Origin of the sequence: Phenylobacterium koreense (assembly GCF_040545335.1) — a bacterium.
Classification (GTDB): Bacteria; Pseudomonadota; Alphaproteobacteria; order Caulobacterales; family Caulobacteraceae; genus Phenylobacterium; species Phenylobacterium koreense.
This window is the reverse complement of record NZ_JBEPLU010000001.1, coordinates 377,624-392,938: the sequence shown is the minus strand read 5'-3', so window position 1 is coordinate 392,938 and position 15,315 is coordinate 377,624. Positions and strand designations below refer to the sequence as shown.

The 15,315-nt window shown below is 67.2% G+C and carries 13 protein-coding genes; 8 read left to right on the top strand and 5 right to left on the bottom strand.

Annotated elements, in window-relative coordinates; all coding sequences use genetic code 11:
* Together ABID41_RS01915 and ABID41_RS01910 are read left to right on the top strand one after the other, a co-directional pair.
* Positions 1 to 2,946, top strand: a complete 2,946-nt coding sequence (locus tag ABID41_RS01915) for a TonB-dependent receptor domain-containing protein (protein WP_331928249.1) — start codon at positions 1 to 3, stop codon at positions 2,944 to 2,946.
* A 63-nt stretch (positions 2,947 to 3,009) separates the two neighbouring features.
* Positions 3,010 to 3,483 (top strand): YbjN domain-containing protein, encoded by a 474-nt coding sequence (locus tag ABID41_RS01910; protein ID WP_331928251.1) that lies wholly within the window; start codon positions 3,010 to 3,012, stop codon positions 3,481 to 3,483.
* Positions 3,484 to 3,490: 7 nt separating this feature from the next.
* Here the strand turns inward: ABID41_RS01910 and carA are convergent, their stop codons facing one another.
* Complete coding sequence (gene carA, locus ABID41_RS01905) at positions 3,491 to 4,663, bottom strand: glutamine-hydrolyzing carbamoyl-phosphate synthase small subunit (RefSeq protein WP_331928253.1); 1,173 nt, start codon at positions 4,661 to 4,663, stop codon at positions 3,491 to 3,493.
* A 218-nt stretch (positions 4,664 to 4,881) separates the two neighbouring features.
* Between carA and ABID41_RS01900 the strand changes: the two genes are divergently transcribed.
* The 3 genes from ABID41_RS01900 to sigJ all read left to right on the top strand — a co-directional run bounded on the left by ABID41_RS01900 (position 4,882) and on the right by sigJ (position 6,993).
* A complete protein-coding gene (locus ABID41_RS01900; RefSeq protein ID WP_331928255.1) occupies positions 4,882 to 5,577 on the top strand; it encodes an HAD family hydrolase in 696 nt (231 codons plus the stop codon).
* Positions 5,578 to 5,693: 116 nt separating this feature from the next.
* Positions 5,694 to 6,068, top strand: a complete 375-nt coding sequence (locus tag ABID41_RS01895) for a hypothetical protein (protein WP_331928257.1) — start codon at positions 5,694 to 5,696, stop codon at positions 6,066 to 6,068.
* A 61-nt stretch (positions 6,069 to 6,129) separates the two neighbouring features.
* Positions 6,130 to 6,993: an RNA polymerase sigma factor SigJ gene (gene sigJ, locus ABID41_RS01890; protein ID WP_331928259.1), complete on the top strand. Its 864-nt coding sequence runs from the start codon at positions 6,130 to 6,132 to the stop codon at positions 6,991 to 6,993.
* A gap of 76 nt (positions 6,994 to 7,069) precedes the next feature.
* Here the strand turns inward: sigJ and ABID41_RS01885 are convergent, their stop codons facing one another.
* Positions 7,070 to 8,005 carry a DUF808 domain-containing protein gene (locus ABID41_RS01885; RefSeq protein WP_331928261.1) on the bottom strand — a complete coding sequence of 312 codons (936 nt, stop codon included), beginning with the start codon at positions 8,003 to 8,005 and terminating at the stop codon, positions 7,070 to 7,072.
* 996 nt (positions 8,006 to 9,001) lie between these two features.
* On the opposite strand from ABID41_RS01885, the gene dnaG reads away from it, so the two are divergent.
* On the top strand, positions 9,002 to 10,903 hold the full coding sequence (gene dnaG, locus ABID41_RS01880) for a DNA primase (protein ID WP_331928263.1): 1,902 nt from the start codon (positions 9,002 to 9,004) through the stop codon (positions 10,901 to 10,903).
* Between the two features lie 86 nt (positions 10,904 to 10,989).
* The gene (rpoD, locus tag ABID41_RS01875) at positions 10,990 to 12,927 is read left to right on the top strand and encodes an RNA polymerase sigma factor RpoD (protein WP_331928265.1); all 1,938 of its coding nucleotides are present in this window, start codon (positions 10,990 to 10,992) and stop codon (positions 12,925 to 12,927) included.
* A 202-nt stretch (positions 12,928 to 13,129) separates the two neighbouring features.
* On the opposite strand, the gene ABID41_RS01870 is transcribed toward rpoD, so the two are convergent.
* Genes ABID41_RS01870 through ABID41_RS01860 form a run of 3 tightly spaced genes read right to left on the bottom strand, consistent with a single transcriptional unit; the run spans position 13,130 to position 14,835 of the window.
* Positions 13,130 to 13,933: an RMD1 family protein gene (locus ABID41_RS01870; protein ID WP_331928267.1), complete on the bottom strand. Its 804-nt coding sequence runs from the start codon at positions 13,931 to 13,933 to the stop codon at positions 13,130 to 13,132.
* 21 nt (positions 13,934 to 13,954) lie between these two features.
* The gene (locus ABID41_RS01865) at positions 13,955 to 14,575 is read right to left on the bottom strand and encodes a TIGR02466 family protein (RefSeq protein WP_331928269.1); all 621 of its coding nucleotides are present in this window, start codon (positions 14,573 to 14,575) and stop codon (positions 13,955 to 13,957) included.
* Between the two features lie 38 nt (positions 14,576 to 14,613).
* Positions 14,614 to 14,835 carry a flagellar basal body rod C-terminal domain-containing protein gene (locus tag ABID41_RS01860; RefSeq protein WP_331928271.1) on the bottom strand — a complete coding sequence of 74 codons (222 nt, stop codon included), beginning with the start codon at positions 14,833 to 14,835 and terminating at the stop codon, positions 14,614 to 14,616.
* A gap of 123 nt (positions 14,836 to 14,958) precedes the next feature.
* On the opposite strand from ABID41_RS01860, the gene ABID41_RS01855 reads away from it, so the two are divergent.
* Positions 14,959 to 15,315 (top strand): LptA/OstA family protein, encoded by a 357-nt coding sequence (locus tag ABID41_RS01855; protein WP_331928273.1) that lies wholly within the window; start codon positions 14,959 to 14,961, stop codon positions 15,313 to 15,315.

Below are 15,315 nucleotides of genomic sequence, written 5' to 3'. Positions count from 1 at the left end.
ATGAAAGTCTCCAAGGCCAAGCTCCTGGCCACCACGTTGCTCGGCGGCGCGCTCGCGCTTGGCGCGGCCTCCTGCGCTTACGCCCAGGAGGAGGGGAGCACCGTCTCCGAACTGGTGGTGACCGGCTCGCGCATCCCGCGTCCGAACCTCGACCAGCCGACGCCGGTCTCGACCGTCTCGCAGCAGCTCATTCAGAACTCGGGGACGTCCAACCTGGGCGATGTCATCGCCCAGCTTCCGGCGCTGAGCTTTTCGGGCACGGTGCGCGGCAACGGCAACAGCTTCGGCGACGCCGGCGGCCTCAACTTCCCCGACCTGCGCGACCTGGGGACCTCGCGCACCCTGACCCTCGTGGACGGCAAGCGCCACGTGGCGGGCGACGCCGGCGACTCCGCGGTGGACCTCAACTCGATCCCCACCGCCCTGGTCGATCGGGTGGAGGTGATCACCGGCGGCGCCTCGGCCATCTACGGCTCCGACGCTGTGTCCGGCGTGGTCAACATCATCACCAAGAAGGACTTCGAAGGCGTCGAGGCCCAGGTCGAGCGCGGGCAGCCGTGGGAGGGCAAGTTCGGCCGCAACACCTCGGCCTATCTCACCGTCGGCCACAACTTCGACAACGACCGTGCGAACTTCACCTTCACGGGCTTCTGGGACCAGACCCGCGGCGTGAAGGCCACCGACATCCGCTCGCTCAACAACTACGGGACGATCGTCAATTCCGACCCGTTCGACGGCGCCCCCGACCGCCTGCTCGTGCCGTTCGTGCTCTCCGACACGATCGACGAGAACGGCGTCATCCTCGACCTGAACACCGCCACCGGGGCGCTCTCGCCCCTGGCCGGCTTCACCGTCAACGGGACGCCGGTGACCCAGCCGCCGCGGATCGGCGTCAACTCCTCGGCCTTCGGCTCCTTCGCCGGTCCCTGCGACACCTGTTTCGCGCTGGAAGACTGGCTGCTGCTGTCCCCGCCCACCAACCGCCGGGGTCTGGCGACCACCTTCCGCTATGCGATCACCCCGAACGTCAACTTCACCTTCGACGGCAAGTTCGTTCAGACCAAGGTCGCCGATTTCGTCCAGCCCTCGTTCTCCTTCGGCGACTACGTGCTGGAGCCGGACAGCGCCTTCATCACGCCGCAGATCCAGGCGCGGCTGGACACGCTCAGCCCGGACTCCCTGCCGCTGATCGCCCGCTTCAACGGCGACATGGGCGCGCGGACCAACAACATCACCCGTGAGACCTGGCGGTTCGTCACCGGTTTCGACGGCAAGTTCGAGACCGACTTCGCCGACCTGACCTGGGAGCTCAGCTACAACCGCGGCCAGACCCGCAACACCATCGTCTCGCGCAACAGCATGATCCCGGGCAACTACGCCGCGGCGATCGACTCCGTGGTCGATCCGAACTCCGGCCAGGTCCGCTGCCGGGTGGACGTGCCGGAGGCGCAGTATGAGGGCTGGACGGCGCCCGAAAACATGACCCCGGAAGCCTGCGTGCCCTACAATCCGTTCGGCCAGCAGAACAGCCTGGCGGCCCTGGAATACGTCCGCCACGAAGCCTTCCGCCAGCACCAGATCGACCAGGAGGTGGTCACCGCCACCTTCGGCTTCGACACCTCGAAGTTCCTCAATCTCGACGGCGGCGCCGTCGGCTTCGCCGGCGGCTTCGAGTACCGCAAGGAAGACAGCAAGAACATCAACGACCCCTTCATCAAGGCCGGGTTCTCCGACACCGCGCCCCAGCCCGACGCCTCGGGCGGCTTCGACGTCAAGGAGGTCTTCGCCGAGACGCGGGTGCCGCTGCTCGCCAAACGTCCCTGGATCGACGAACTCACCCTGGATGCGGCCATCCGCTACGCCGACTATTCCACCGTCGGCAGCGCCACCGCCTGGAAGGTCGGCGGCGTCTATGCGCCGTTCCGCGACGTGAAGTTCCGCGGCACCTATTCGGAGGCCGTTCGCGCGCCGAACATCACCGAGGCCTTCTTGCCGGCCACCTCGTCGTTCTTCGATGTCGAGGACCCCTGCGACGCCGCCGATGTCGGCCGAGACCCCGATCGTCCGGGCAACTGCGCGGCCCTCGGCCTGCCGCCAGATTTCGTCGCCATCGACAACCAGAGCATCCAGGGCACGGCTTCAGGCAACGAGAACCTGGATCCGGAAAAGGCCAAGAGCTGGACCGTCGGGCTCGTGCTCCAGCCCCGCTGGACGCCCAACTTCTCGATCACGCTCGACTACTACAATATCAAGATCACCGACGCGATTACCTTCATCGACCCGCAGGACATCGTGAACAACTGCGTCGACGCCAGCGGCGGGCCGGACGAGTCCTTCTGCAGCCTGTTCACCCGCGACGAGAACAACCAGATCGACTTCGTGGAATCGACCTACCTCAACGCTTCCAAGCTCGAGACCAGCGGCTGGGACCTGACGGTCTCCTACCAACGCGGTATCGACGACATCACCGCCCGCATGGGCGCCCTGCGCGCCCTGGACGGCAATTTCACCGTCGCGATCACCGCCAACCACCTCGACAAGCTGCGGCTCTTCGCCTTCCAGGACCGGCCGGACGAGGTGCAGATCAACGAGCTGACCCTGGGCAACCCCGAGTGGAAGCTGCTGTCGAACATCAGCTACGACCAGGGCCCGGTGCGGGTCGCCTGGAAGACCAGGTTCGTCAGCCGCTCGGTCCGCTACAACCGCGATCCCCAACGTGACGGTGCGGAGTCGATCTCGCCCTCGCAGATCGAGCCGGTCTGGTACCACGACGTCATCGTGCGCTGGAAACTGCCCGGCCGCTTCGATGGCTTCGAGGTCTATGGCGGAATCAACAACCTCTTCGACGAAGAGCCGCCGCTGGGCGTCGTCCAGGGCGCAGGCGACGACGGCATCTACGACCTGGTCGGCCGCTACGCCTTCGCCGGGCTGAAGGCCCGGTTCTGAGCCGCCGATCTGGCGTCCCGGCGGCGAAGCAGCCTATCCTGCCGCCGGGTCAGAGGGCTGGGAATGATGCGTTATCGAGGGGCTGCGGCCATGGCCGCAGCGGCGTGCGTGCTTGCCGGCTCCGCTTCGGCGGCGGGGCTTCCGGGCGGCGGCATGACCGCCAGGGAGCTCCAGGCCTGGCTGACGGAAAGCGGCTACGAGGCCGAGCTCGATCGGGGGGAGGATGGCGATCCCTACCTCAAAGCCGTCGCCGACGGCGTGAACTTCGAGGTCCACCTCTACGACTGCAAGGGAGAGCGCTGCGCCTCGATGCAGCTCACCGCCGGCTTCGACGTCGACGGCAAGATCGGTGTCGACCGGGCCAACGGCTGGAACACCGAGAACCGCTATCTCGACTGCTACGTCGACGACGAGGGCGATCCCTGGTTCACCTACGACATCAACCTCAGCCCCGGCGGCACCCGCGAGGCGCTGGACGACAACTTCGCCATCTGGCTGAGCTTCGTGCCGGACATGAAGGCCATGGCCGGCTGGTGACGCAGCCCTACTTGCGGGCCGCGTCCATGTTCTGGGCGAAGCGCTCGAACAGGTAGAGCGAATCGGTCGGGCCGGGCGAGGCCTCCGGGTGGTGCTGCACCGAGAACACCGGCCGGTCCTTCAGGGCGATGCCGGCGTTGGTGCCGTCGAACAGCGAGACGTGCGTCTCCACCACCGGCTCGGGCAGGCTGTCGCGGTCCACCGTGAAACCGTGGTTCATCGAGACGATCTCCACCTTGCCGGTGGTCACGTCCTTGACCGGATGGTTCGCGCCGTGGTGGCCCTGGTCCATCTTCACGGTCTTGGCGCCCAGCGCCAGGGCCATCATCTGGTGGCCCAGGCAGATGCCGAACACCGGCGTGCCGGACTCCACCAGCTTGCGGATTTCCGGCACCGCGTACTCGCCGGTCGCGGCCGGGTCGCCGGGCCCGTTCGACAGCAGCACGCCGTCCGGCTTGCGGGCCAGCACTTCCTCGGCGGTGGTCTTGGCCGGCACCACGGTCACCCGCGCGCCGATCGAGGTCAGGGCCCGCAGGATGTTGCGCTTGACGCCGTAGTCCATGACCACGACCTCGTACTTCGGCTCGGCCGCCGGCTTGGCGTAGCCTTCCGGCCAGCTCCAAAGGCCCTCGTCATAGACGAACGGCTGCAGGCACGAGGCGTCCTTGGCCAGGTCCATGCCCTCCAGCCCGGCCCAGGCCTTGGCCTTCTCGCGCAGGGCGTCGAGGTCGAACCTGCCATCCGGCGCGTGGGCGATGACGCCGTGCGGCATGCCGTTCTCGCGGATCGAGCGGGTGAGGGCGCGGGTGTCCACCCCGGCCAGGCCGATCACGCCGCGGCGCTTCATCCAGGTGTCCAGGTCGCCGTCGGCCCGCCAGTTGGCCGGCGCGGTAGGCACGTCGCGGAAGATCGCGCCGCGCGCCGCGGTTTCGGCCGAACCCGACATCTGCTCGATGTCCTCAACGTTCACCCCGACATTGCCCATGTGCGGGAAGGTGAAGGCCACGATCTGCGACATGTAGGACGGGTCTGTCAGGATCTCCTGATACCCGGTCATGGCGGTGTTGAAGCACACCTCGCCGACCGCATCGCCGACCGCGCCGACGCCGATTCCCTGCAGGACCGCGCCGTTCGCCAGGACCAGCACGCCAGTGACACCAGGAAGCAGTTCAACGGTCATCGGCGTCTCCATCTTCAGGTCGCATGCTCGCAAAAAGACGGGCCAGGGTGAACCCCGCCCGTTCTCAACGTGTCCGCTTGTTCGGCAAACCGGCGCGTACCTAATGACTAGAGCCCCCCGGGTCAATGCGCGCGGCTCGGGGACATCGACGCAGGCCCGCCCGATGCGCTAGATGCGGCCGCCCCGAACCCTCGAAAAGAAGCCCAAGTCCGACGCGAATGAACATCACGACCGTAGGCCTCGATGCCGACGACACGCTTTGGCATAACGAGACGATTTTCCGCCTGACGCATGACCGGTTCGCCGAACTCCTGTCCGACGTCGCCGACAAGGCGGCGCTGGAGGAGCGCCTGGCCGCGGTGGAGAAGCGCAACCTCCGACTCTACGGCTACGGCGTGAAGGGCTTCACCCTCTCGATGATCGAGACCGCGATGGAGATGACCGGCGGCGAACCCCCCGGCCACGTGATTCGCGAAATCCTCGCCGTCGGCCGCGAGATGCTGACCGAGCCGGTCGAGCCGCTGCCCGGCGTCGACGACACCCTGGCCGAACTCTCCCGCCGCTATCGCCTGATCCTGATCACCAAGGGCGACCTGCTGCACCAGGAGCAGAAGCTGGCGGCCTCGGGCCTGGGCGACCTCTTTGCGGCGGTGGAGATCGTCAGCGAGAAGGACGCCTCGACCTATTCCCGCGTCTTCGCCCGCCACGGCACAGGCGCGCAGGAGGCGGTGATGTGCGGCAACTCCATGCGCTCGGACATCCTGCCGGCCATCGAGGCCGGAGCCTACGGCGCCCACGTCCCCTATCCCCTGACCTGGGCCCACGAGATGGCCGACGCCCCCGCCGGCCACCCGCGCTTCGTAGAACTTCCCTCCATCCGCGACCTCCCGGCCTGGATCGAGCAGCTAGGCTAGAAAGCCTCATTTCTCGGTTCGGCCAGGTCCCCCTTTCAGGCCATGGCGCAAACCGCCGATGTCACAAAGCTGGCCCCCGAGCCGTCCTATGGGCGAGAACTCGGAGACTTCGCAAAATGCGCATCCTCGCGGCCGTCCTGGCCCTGCTGCTCGGCCTCAACGCCCTGGCCATGCTCTTCGCCTCGTACTGGTGGTACGGCGCCGTGCCCGGCGTCATCGCCACCGGCCCGTTCAATCCGCACTTCGTCCGTGACATCGGCGCGGCCTATCTGGTCACCGCCGTCGGCCTGGCCTGGTTCGCCGCACGGCCGGTCCAGGGCTGGCCGGCCCTGGTGGTGGGGGCGCTCTTCCTGACCCTGCACGCCATCGTCCACATCTACGACGCGGCGTGTTCGGCCAGCCCGGTTCCCTTCGTGCTGCGCGACCTTCCGGGCGTCTATCTGCCAGCGATCCTGGCGCTGGCCATCGCGGTCTTCCGTCGTCCCGCCTGAGGCGTCCCGGCCCAGCTTGCAGCGCCGACCCATCCAAGTTGAACTACGCCAGGAGAAGCCCATGGCCGCCGACATCGAAGCCTTCGAAGCCCAGCGCCCGCGCCTGCTGCGCCTGGCCTACCGCATGCTCGGCTCGGTCGCCGAGGCCGAGGACGTGGTGCAGGACACCTGGCTGCGCTGGACGAAGACCGAGGAAGACATTCGCGATCCCGCCGGCTGGCTGGTGCGCACCGCCAGCCGCCTCTGCATCGACCGCCTGCGCTCGGCCAAGGTTCAGCGCGAAGCCTATCGCGGCCCCTGGCTGCCCGAACCCCTGATCGAGGAGCTCACCGTCGATCCCGTCGAGCGCGCCGAGGACGTCTCGGTGGCCTTCCTCCTGGCCCTGGAGCGCCTCTCGCCCCTGGAGCGGGCCGTCTTCCTGCTGCACGACGTGTTCGACGAGGACTACGACGCCATCGCCGAAACCCTCGGTCGCACCGAGCCCGCCGTCCGCCAGCTCGCCGCGCGCGCCCGGGCCCACGTGAAGGACAACCGCCCCCGCTTCACGGTCAGCCAGGAGGAGGCCGCCAAGCTCGCCGCCGCCTTCATGGCCGCGGCGGGGCAGGGGGACATGAAGGCGCTATCGGCGGTCCTGGCCGAAGACGCCGTCCTCGTCTCCGACGGCGGCGGCAAGCGCAAGGCCGCGCTTCGGCCGCTGGTCGGCCGCGAGGACGTCCTCGACCTCCTGTCGCGCCTGGCCTGGCGCAGCGGCACGGACTACGTCTGGCCGCTCAACCTCCGCGCGGTGCGGATCAACGGCTATCCGGGCGTGATCCTCGAACAGGAGGACGGCCTGATGACCATCGCCTTCCAACCCGGCGAAGACGGCAAACTCGCCGCCGTCTACCTGGTCCGCAACCCCGACAAGCTGGCCCACCTGGCCTGACGGCCAAGCCGGATCCCCCGCCGGGGGAGGCGCCCGCCGAAGGCGAAACGGAAGGGGCGCCTTCAGGCGGCCAGCGCTAAGCCCCCTTCCGCTTCGGCATCACGTGCATCACCGCCACGATCACCGACCCGATCACGAAGCCCACCGCCGCCGAGCCGACCGCGAACGCCATCCACCCCGTCGCCGCGCCGATCCTCGGCACGCCAGACGCCCAGTGTGACAGGCCCTCGACCCATACCGGGATCGGCGTCAGGTGGAACTGCTCCAGGCCGTGCACCAGGATGCCGCCGCCGACCCACAGCATGGCCGCGGTGCCGATCACCGTCAGCCAGGACATGGTCACCGGCATGGCCTTGACCAGCATCCGCCCGATCCCCCGCGCCAGGGCGCTCTTGCGCTGGGCCATGTGCACGCCGATGTCGTCCATCTTCACGATCAGCCCCACGGCCCCGTAGACGGCGATGGTGATCAGCACGCCGACCACGAACAGGGCGCCCGCCTGGATCGGCAGCGGCCGGTCGGACACGCTCGCCAGGGCGATGGCCATGATCTCGGCCGAGAGGATCAGGTCGGTGCGGATCGCGCCGGCCACCTTCTGGTCCTCCAGATCCTTGGCGCTCAAGGCCAGCTCCTCGACCTCGCTCCCCTCATGGTGCGGGGTGAAGGCCTCGATGATCTTCTCCGTCGCCTCGAACGACAGATATGCCCCGCCCATCATCAGGAGCGGCGTCACCAGCCACGGCGCGAAGGCGCTCAGCAGCAGGGCCCCAGGCAACAGGAAGACCAGCTTGTTGCGCAGCGACCCGATGGCGATCTTCAGGACGATCGGCAGCTCGCGGTCGGGGGTGAAGCCCATGGCGTAGCCAGGCGTCACCGCCGTGTCGTCGACGACCACGCCCACCGCCTTCGACCCGGCCTTGCCCGCCGCGCCGGCCACGTCGTCCAGCGAGGCGGCGGCGATCTTCGCGATGCCTGCGACATCGTCCAGCAGCGCGACAAGACCGGAGGGCATGCAGAGAAATCCTTTGTGCGACGGTTCGAACTCGCCTGTCGGTACGGGTTCAGCCCGTGGCCGTAAAGAGCACGGCGCCCAACCGCGCAAGGCGCGCCCGCGCGGCGTGACGCTGCCGAGGAGCGGACGTGCGGCTATTCGGCGCCGGGCTCTCTGCGGACATCGCCATGCCACCGAGCCCTTGCCGCTTCAACTGCCGCAAGAAGCTGTTCCGGATCAACGTTTAAGGCTGAGGGCAGCCCACTTGTCGCCCCGGTCAGTTCTCGGTTGATCTCTGCAAGTCGGGCGTTGGGGGGCGCCGTATCGTTGTAAACGACCGTGCGGTTTCCCTTGTATTGCCAAAGCCTGAAGTCATCGACGGCGTTCCATGGCCGCGAATATGTTCGCCAAACCGAGCTGACGGTAATCCCTTCGGGGCCCAGCTTGACTGTGACGGGGCGCACAAATGAGACGACGATTGCGCCAAGGCAAGCAGAGAAAACAGCGTCGCCAACCAGCCCACTATCTCGATGAAACCAGCCGAGTGTCTTGTCGACTTCCAGAGCTCAGGCTGGGTGATGAATGAGACGCCCAGGACGACGAAGGCGACGCCGATCAGAGCTAAACTCAGCAGCTTGCGGCGATCCTGCCGAAAAACGTCAGGTTCATTGCGAAAGGTCGGCTTCGGGCTGCTCATTCACCTAAAGGAGCGAGAATAGTAGAGGCTTGCAAGCGGACTCTCCTGACTTCTCATAAGCGCCGCGTGAGCGTCCCGAGCGCCGGAACCGTTCGGTCGCTTTGAGCGGAAATCTGGCCAGTCTCGAGTTGCGCGCAGGGCGACATCGGCGGTCGCAGGCGCCGTGCTTGTCCCGAACAAACAGGGAACTTACATAACGATCCACAGCCTGGCTGAAGCCAATCCCCATCCACATGCGATGTGGGACTATCGCCTGATGATGGAGAAACTAGCGAATCGGGCTTTGGCGGCGCGCTTTCCATAGGTCGTTCGAAATGGTCGTGCGAGTCGACGATCGATTCCTTGAGGAGATCAAATCCCGTCTCCGTCCGTCGGATCTGATCGGGCGGACCGTGAAGCTGCGCCGGCAGGGGCGGGAATATGTCGGCCTCTCGCCGTTCAACAAGGAAAAGACCCCCTCGTTCTACGTGAACGATGAGAAGGGCCAGTTCTTCGACTTCTCCTCCGGCAAGAACGGCGACCTGATCACCTTCCTGCAGGAAACCGAGCGCCTGTCCTTCATGGAGGCGGTGGAGCGCCTGGCCGCCGAGGCCGGGCTGCAGATGCCGACCCCCGATCCGCGCTCGGCCGAGCAGGAGCGCCAGCGCCAGGGCCTCTCCGACTGGATGGAGGCCGCCGCCCAGTGGTTCGAGGCCGCCCTGCGCCGCCCGGAAGGGAAGGAGGCTCGCGCCTATCTGGAGCGCCGCGGCCTGCCGGAGTCCGAGTGGCCACGCTTTCGCCTGGGCTTTTCGCCGGCCGGCCGCACGGCCCTGAAGGACTACCTGATCACCAAGGGCGCCAAGCCGGGCGAGCTGGTCGAGGCGGGCCTGCTGATCGCGCCGGAGGAGGGCGGGGCGCCCTATGACCGCTTCCGCGACCGGATCATCTTCCCGATCGCCGACCACCGCGGCCGCATTCTTTCCTTCGGTGGCCGGGCCATGGACCCGCAGGCCCGCGCCAAGTACCTCAACGGTCCGGAAAGCCCGCTCTTCCACAAGGGCGCGACCCTCTACGGCGTCGGCGAGGCGCGGAAGATCCTCGGCGCCGCGCCGAGCTCGGAAAGCCCGGCCCTGGTGGTGGTCGAAGGCTATATGGACGCCATCGCCTGCCAGCGCGCCGGCGTCGCCGCCGTCGCCCCGCTGGGCACCGCGCTCACCGAAGACCAGATGGAGATGCTCTGGCGGCTGCATCCGGAGCCGACCCTCTGCTTCGACGGCGACCGGGCCGGCCGTCAGGCCGCCTCGCGCGCCATCGACCGCGCCCTGCCGATGCTCAAGCCGGGCAAGAGCTTCAAGTTCGCCATCGTCGAGGGCGGCAAGGACCCGGACGAGGTGCTGCGCGAGCAGGGGGCGCCCGCCCTCCGCGCCCAGTTGTCGCAGACGACGCCTTTCGTGCAGGCGCTTTTCACCCGCGAGCACGACCTGGAGCCTCTCGACACGCCCGAGCGGCGGGCCGGTTTCAAGTCCCGCCTGCGGGCTGCCGCGGCCTCGATCGCCGACAAGGACCTGCAGCAGGCCTACAAGGAAGCCCTGCTCGAACGCTTCGACGCCACCGGCCCGCAGCCGCGCGCAAGAGGCGAGGGGCAAGCGCGGCCGCAACGGGGAAGTGCAGGCGGATCAAGGTCTTGGCGTGGAGGCGGTCGCGACTGGATCGATCCTGCGCCGACCGAGGCCGGCCGCGCCGCCGCCCGCCGGCTGGCCCAGTCGCTCGATACGACGGCCGCCGCCATGGTCAAGCACGCGCTGGCCGATCCCAGCGTCCTGGACGACCATCTTGAGAGCGCTTTTATCTCAAAAGGCTTTGGCGATCCGATGCTTGTCGATCTGACAGCGGAAATTATCCGCCTGCGATTGGACGCCGATCATCTTGACACCGCCCTTCTCGCGCGCCATCTGGCGTCTTGCGGGTTTAATGCGCTCTTGACAGACATCGACCGGGCCGCTGCGAAATCGGGCGCGCCCATCCTGAAACCGGATGTCTCCCTCGAAGCTGCTAAATCCCAGTGGTCGCAAGCTTTTGCGGGCCTCGCCAGGCTCGCGGCGCTCGACGAGGCTATCGTGTCCGCGAAGGGAAACCTTAGCGGTCGTTCAGATATGGAAGCCCTCGAACGTCTTAAAGGCGAACGTGACGCACTGAAACGCGCGATCAGAACGGGAACGATTTGGGCGGGAGATGGGTCGTAGAGGAGTACGACCGTCCACTCGCTATTGGAGCATCTTCGGTTCACGCCCTTCCGAAGCGGGGCAATGGCCGAAATCCGGAGACCTAGATGAGCACGAACACGGCTGAAGCGGAAACCACGGAGACGACCGGCGGCGATGGCCCGCTGCTCGACCTGACCGACGCCGGCGTAAAGAAGTTCATCAAGCAGGCCAAAGCTCGTGGCTACGTCACGATGGACGAGCTGAACAAGGTCCTGCCCTCGGAAGAGGTTACGTCGGAGGCCATCGAAGACACGCTGGCCATGCTGTCGGAGATGGGCGTCAACGTCGTCGAGGCGGAAGAAGACGCCGACGGCGGTGAAGTGGCCGTCCGGGAAGAGACCGCGGTGGTCGAGACCACCAAGGAACCGGCCTACGACCGCACCGACGACCCGGTGCGGATGTACCTGCGCGAGATGGGCTCGGTCGAGCTCTTGTCCCGCGAAGGCGAAATCGCCATCGCCAAGCGCATCGAGGCCGGCCGCGACACGATGATCCGCGGCCTGTGCGAAAGCGCCCTGACCTTCGAAGCCATCATGGTGTGGCGCGAGGAACTTGGCTCTGGCCGCATCCTGCTGCGTGAAGTCATCGACCTCGAGCAGACCTATGGCGGCGCCAACGCGGCGGCCGCCGAAATCGGCGCGGCCGAGTCCTCCGAGTCCGAAGAAGAGACCGAAGACGGCGAGGCCGTCGCCAAGGCCGAGGGCGCTGACGACGACGACGACTTCGACGACGGGGCCGGTCCGACCATCAGCGCCATGGAAGGCGAGCTGCGCGAAGGGGTCATGGCGACCCTGGACGCCATCGCCGCCGAGTTCGACAGCTTCCGCGCCCTGCAAGAGAAGCTGGTCGGCAAGCGCCTGAAGGGCGAGGACCTCTCGGAGGCCGACCGCAAGGCCTACACCTCCGCCTCGCTGACCATCGTTCAGCACCTCAAGACCCTGAAGCTGAACAACAACCGCATCGAGGCCCTGGTCGAGCAGCTCTACGCGATCAACAAGCGCCTGATGGGCCTTGAAGGCCGCCTGCTGCGTCTGGCCGACAGCTACGGCATTTCGCGCACCGAGTTCCTCAAGGCCTATTTCGGCCAGGAGCTGGCGCCCGACTGGGCCGCCCAGGTGAAGCCGCTCGGCGTCCGCTGGACCAAGTTCGTCGAGAACGACGCCTCTCAGATCGGCGACATCCGCGCCGAGGTCGCCGCCCTGGCGACCGAGACCGGCGTGCCGATCGACGACTATCGCCGGATCGTCCAGACCGTCCAGAAGGGCGAGCGCGAGGCCCGTCAGGCGAAGAAGGAAATGGTCGAGGCCAACCTGCGTCTCGTGATCTCGATCGCCAAGAAGTACACCAACCGCGGCCTGCAGTTCCTGGACCTGATCCAGGAGGGCAACATCGGCCTGATGAAGGCGGTCGATAAGTTCGAATACCGCCGCGGCTACAAGTTCTCTACCTACGCCACCTGGTGGATCCGGCAGGCGATCACCCGCTCGATCGCCGACCAGGCCCGGACCATCCGTATCCCGGTGCACATGATCGAGACGATCAACAAGATCGTCCGCACCAGCCGCCAGATGCTGCACGAGATCGGCCGCGAGCCGACCCCGGAAGAGCTGGCCGAAAAGCTGGCCATGCCGCTGGAGAAGGTGCGCAAGGTCCTGAAGATCGCCAAGGAGCCGATCTCCCTCGAAACCCCGATCGGCGACGAGGAAGACAGCCACCTGGGCGACTTCATCGAGGACAAGAACGCCATCCTTCCGATCGACGCGGCGATCCAGTCGAACCTGCGCGAAACCACCACGCGGGTCCTGGCCTCGCTCACTCCGCGGGAAGAGCGCGTGCTGCGCATGCGCTTCGGCATCGGCATGAACACCGACCACACCCTCGAAGAGGTCGGTCAGCAGTTCAGCGTGACTCGCGAGCGGATCCGCCAGATCGAAGCCAAGGCCCTGCGCAAGCTCAAGCACCCCTCGCGCTCGCGCAAGCTGCGGAGCTTCCTCGACAGCTAAGCTCGTCTATCGTCAGGTTGATGGCCGTTTCGGCAGGAAACCTGACGACGGCGCGGCGCGGCTGCGCAGGTTTCTGGAACTGTCCCGGCGAGGCCGGGCCCTTGCGCGGGCTCGCCTCGCTGGCCGTGAGCGGCAGGTTTCGCCATCGGCGCCTGCCAATGTAAAGCTGCCGATAGCTGAAAATATCAATCCGGACAGGCGCTTAGTGGGGCATTCCCAGCGCGGTCTGGATCAGCACCATCAGGACCTCCACGAGGATCAGGACCACGATGATGACCTCGAGCCGCAGTGAGCGCTCGGTGTCGATCATGTCGCTCATGGCGGTCACCGTCTCGCTGATCAGGTCGACCTTCCGGCCCAGGGTCTCGGCCCGTTCGACCAGTTCGAACTCGTCCTCGAGCCGCGCATAGAGCCGCTCGAGGTCTGGCCGATCCCATAGAATGTCGGGCTTTTCGCGCACCGCCACCCGCGCCGCGACCCGGTGCTGGACCAGCAGGGCCGAGCCGATCATCCGGGCCACGCTGCGCCGTCCGCTGGGGCTCTTGCCGGTCTCGGCCAGCCGTCGGGCCCAGGGCTCGATGGTGTCGAAAACCTCGGCCACCTGGCGCTCGTCGCTGGCCAGGGCCGCGCTCTTTGCGACTGCGTCGGCGGCGACCAGGAGCTTGTCGGCCGAGGGCGTCCCGATGCGGATCGCCCCGCCTTCCGGCCTTCCGGCCGCTTCCTCGCTGGTCGAGAGGAGCAGGGTTTCCTCCTCGCGGACGGCGACCGGATCGCGCACCCGCGGCGCCAGGCTGCGAAGCACCTCGTCCTCGGCCAGGGCCTCAAGCCCGACCATCACCACCACGCCGTAGCGGAAGACGACCACCAGGCCCTCGCCATGCCGGAAGGCGATCGGGGTGGAGGAAATCGCGTCCTCGCGCTCGAGGCCGGCGGTGTCGATCCGCTCGCCCAGCAGCACCGCCCGGGCGGCGATCTGTTCAGGGAGGCGCTGCGGGCGGGCCGACATAACGCCAGTATATCAGCTTCCCTAGCGCCAGGCGTAGTTGAAGCTGACCGAGACCCGTTCCTTGCGCGCGGCGTTGGGGGTCACCTCGTGCCGCAGCCAGCTTTCCCACATGAATATCGTGCCGGGCTGGGGCTGCAGATAGACGAAGTTGCGGACCTCCTCCGGCGCGTCGGCCTCGCGGGGCGGGGCGGCCATCATCATCGCCAGGCGCGGGTCCTCGAGCTTGAGCGCGCTGGCCCCCTTGGGCGTCGCCACATAGACCGTGCCCGAGAGCACGCTGTGCGGGTGGATGTGGCCCGAATGCGAGGCGCCCGGCTTCAGGATATTGACCCACAGGCTGTCGAGCCTCAGTCGCCGGCGGCCGAGGTCCAGGCGCAGCGCCTTGGCGTAGGCGGCCGCGTGCTTGTCGAGCTTGCGCTTGAGGTCCTCGAAGATGCTGGCCCGCATCGGCAGGTCGTCCAGCGAGGCGTAGGAGGTGTAGCCGCCGTAGCCGTGCTCCCTGCACCAGGCCTGGCCGGCCAGGTCCTCGTCGGCCAGCATGCGGCAGGCGTCTTCGAGTTCGGCGTTGAAGTCCTCGAAGTTCTTCTCGCCGGCGAGCGAGGCTTCGTAGACCTGGGTTACGAAAAGAGTGCGGAGGCTCATGAGCCGCCGCTAAACGGCCCGGGCGCGCTTGTCAAAACCTAGGCCAGGATGTCGAGCAGGTCGCCCTGCATGTCCTGCGCGGTGCGGATCACCGAGGCGTTGGCGGAAAAGGCCGTCTTGGCGGTGATCTGCTCGACGATTTCGACGGGCAGGTCAACCTGCTCGCCCTCGACGCCCATGCGCGCCACCCGCGAAGCCGAGGCGTCGAACCGCCGCGCCGCCGCCATCATGCCGTATTGAGCCGTCGCGATCGGGTCCATGGGCCACCTTCCGCAACCAAGATAGGCCAGCCGCGGTTAAGCCTTCGCGCAGCAGCGTAGTGAACGGCCTGTCAACGAAACCTCAGGGAAACTCGGCCCCAAGCTGCGCAAGGAGGCCATTCTATGATCCGTAATTTCCTGATCGCCGCCACGCTTCTGGCGGCTTCCGGCCCGGCGCTGGCCCAGGCGCCGCTCTCGCAGAACCCCCCGACCCAGACCGTCATCTGCCTCGATGTCGGCGGCCAGACCTTGCCCGTCTCCTGCCGGGTGCCGGCCAGCCGCCTCGACAAGCGCGAGGACATCTGCACCTGTCCCCGCGGCATGAGGGTCGACGTCTCGATCTGCCCGCCCGGGGTCAAGCCGCAGGCGGAGACCCGCGCCTTCGACCGGGCGCGGCGGGACTTGATGCAAGGCGACATGAGCCTGATAGGCGACACCTTCGAAGGGCGACCGATCTGCGTCGCCCCCCGTAACCCTTAG

Bases quoted from the DNA above. Each gene is read 5' to 3' on its own strand.
- ABID41_RS01915 (WP_331928249.1), top strand. From the start codon at position 1: ATGAAAGTCTCCAAGGCCAAGCTCCTGGCCACCACGTTGCTCGGCGGC.
- ABID41_RS01910 (WP_331928251.1), top strand. From the start codon at position 3,010: ATGATGCGTTATCGAGGGGCTGCGGCCATGGCCGCAGCGGCGTGCGTG.
- carA (WP_331928253.1), bottom strand. From the start codon at position 4,663: ATGACCGTTGAACTGCTTCCTGGTGTCACTGGCGTGCTGGTCCTGGCG.
- ABID41_RS01900 (WP_331928255.1), top strand. From the start codon at position 4,882: ATGAACATCACGACCGTAGGCCTCGATGCCGACGACACGCTTTGGCAT.
- ABID41_RS01895 (WP_331928257.1), top strand. From the start codon at position 5,694: ATGCGCATCCTCGCGGCCGTCCTGGCCCTGCTGCTCGGCCTCAACGCC.
- sigJ (WP_331928259.1), top strand. From the start codon at position 6,130: ATGGCCGCCGACATCGAAGCCTTCGAAGCCCAGCGCCCGCGCCTGCTG.
- ABID41_RS01885 (WP_331928261.1), bottom strand. From the start codon at position 8,005: ATGCCCTCCGGTCTTGTCGCGCTGCTGGACGATGTCGCAGGCATCGCG.
- rpoD (WP_331928265.1), top strand. From the start codon at position 10,990: ATGAGCACGAACACGGCTGAAGCGGAAACCACGGAGACGACCGGCGGC.
- ABID41_RS01870 (WP_331928267.1), bottom strand. From the start codon at position 13,933: ATGTCGGCCCGCCCGCAGCGCCTCCCTGAACAGATCGCCGCCCGGGCG.
- ABID41_RS01865 (WP_331928269.1), bottom strand. From the start codon at position 14,575: ATGAGCCTCCGCACTCTTTTCGTAACCCAGGTCTACGAAGCCTCGCTC.
- ABID41_RS01860 (WP_331928271.1), bottom strand. From the start codon at position 14,835: ATGGACCCGATCGCGACGGCTCAATACGGCATGATGGCGGCGGCGCGG.
- ABID41_RS01855 (WP_331928273.1), top strand. From the start codon at position 14,959: ATGATCCGTAATTTCCTGATCGCCGCCACGCTTCTGGCGGCTTCCGGC.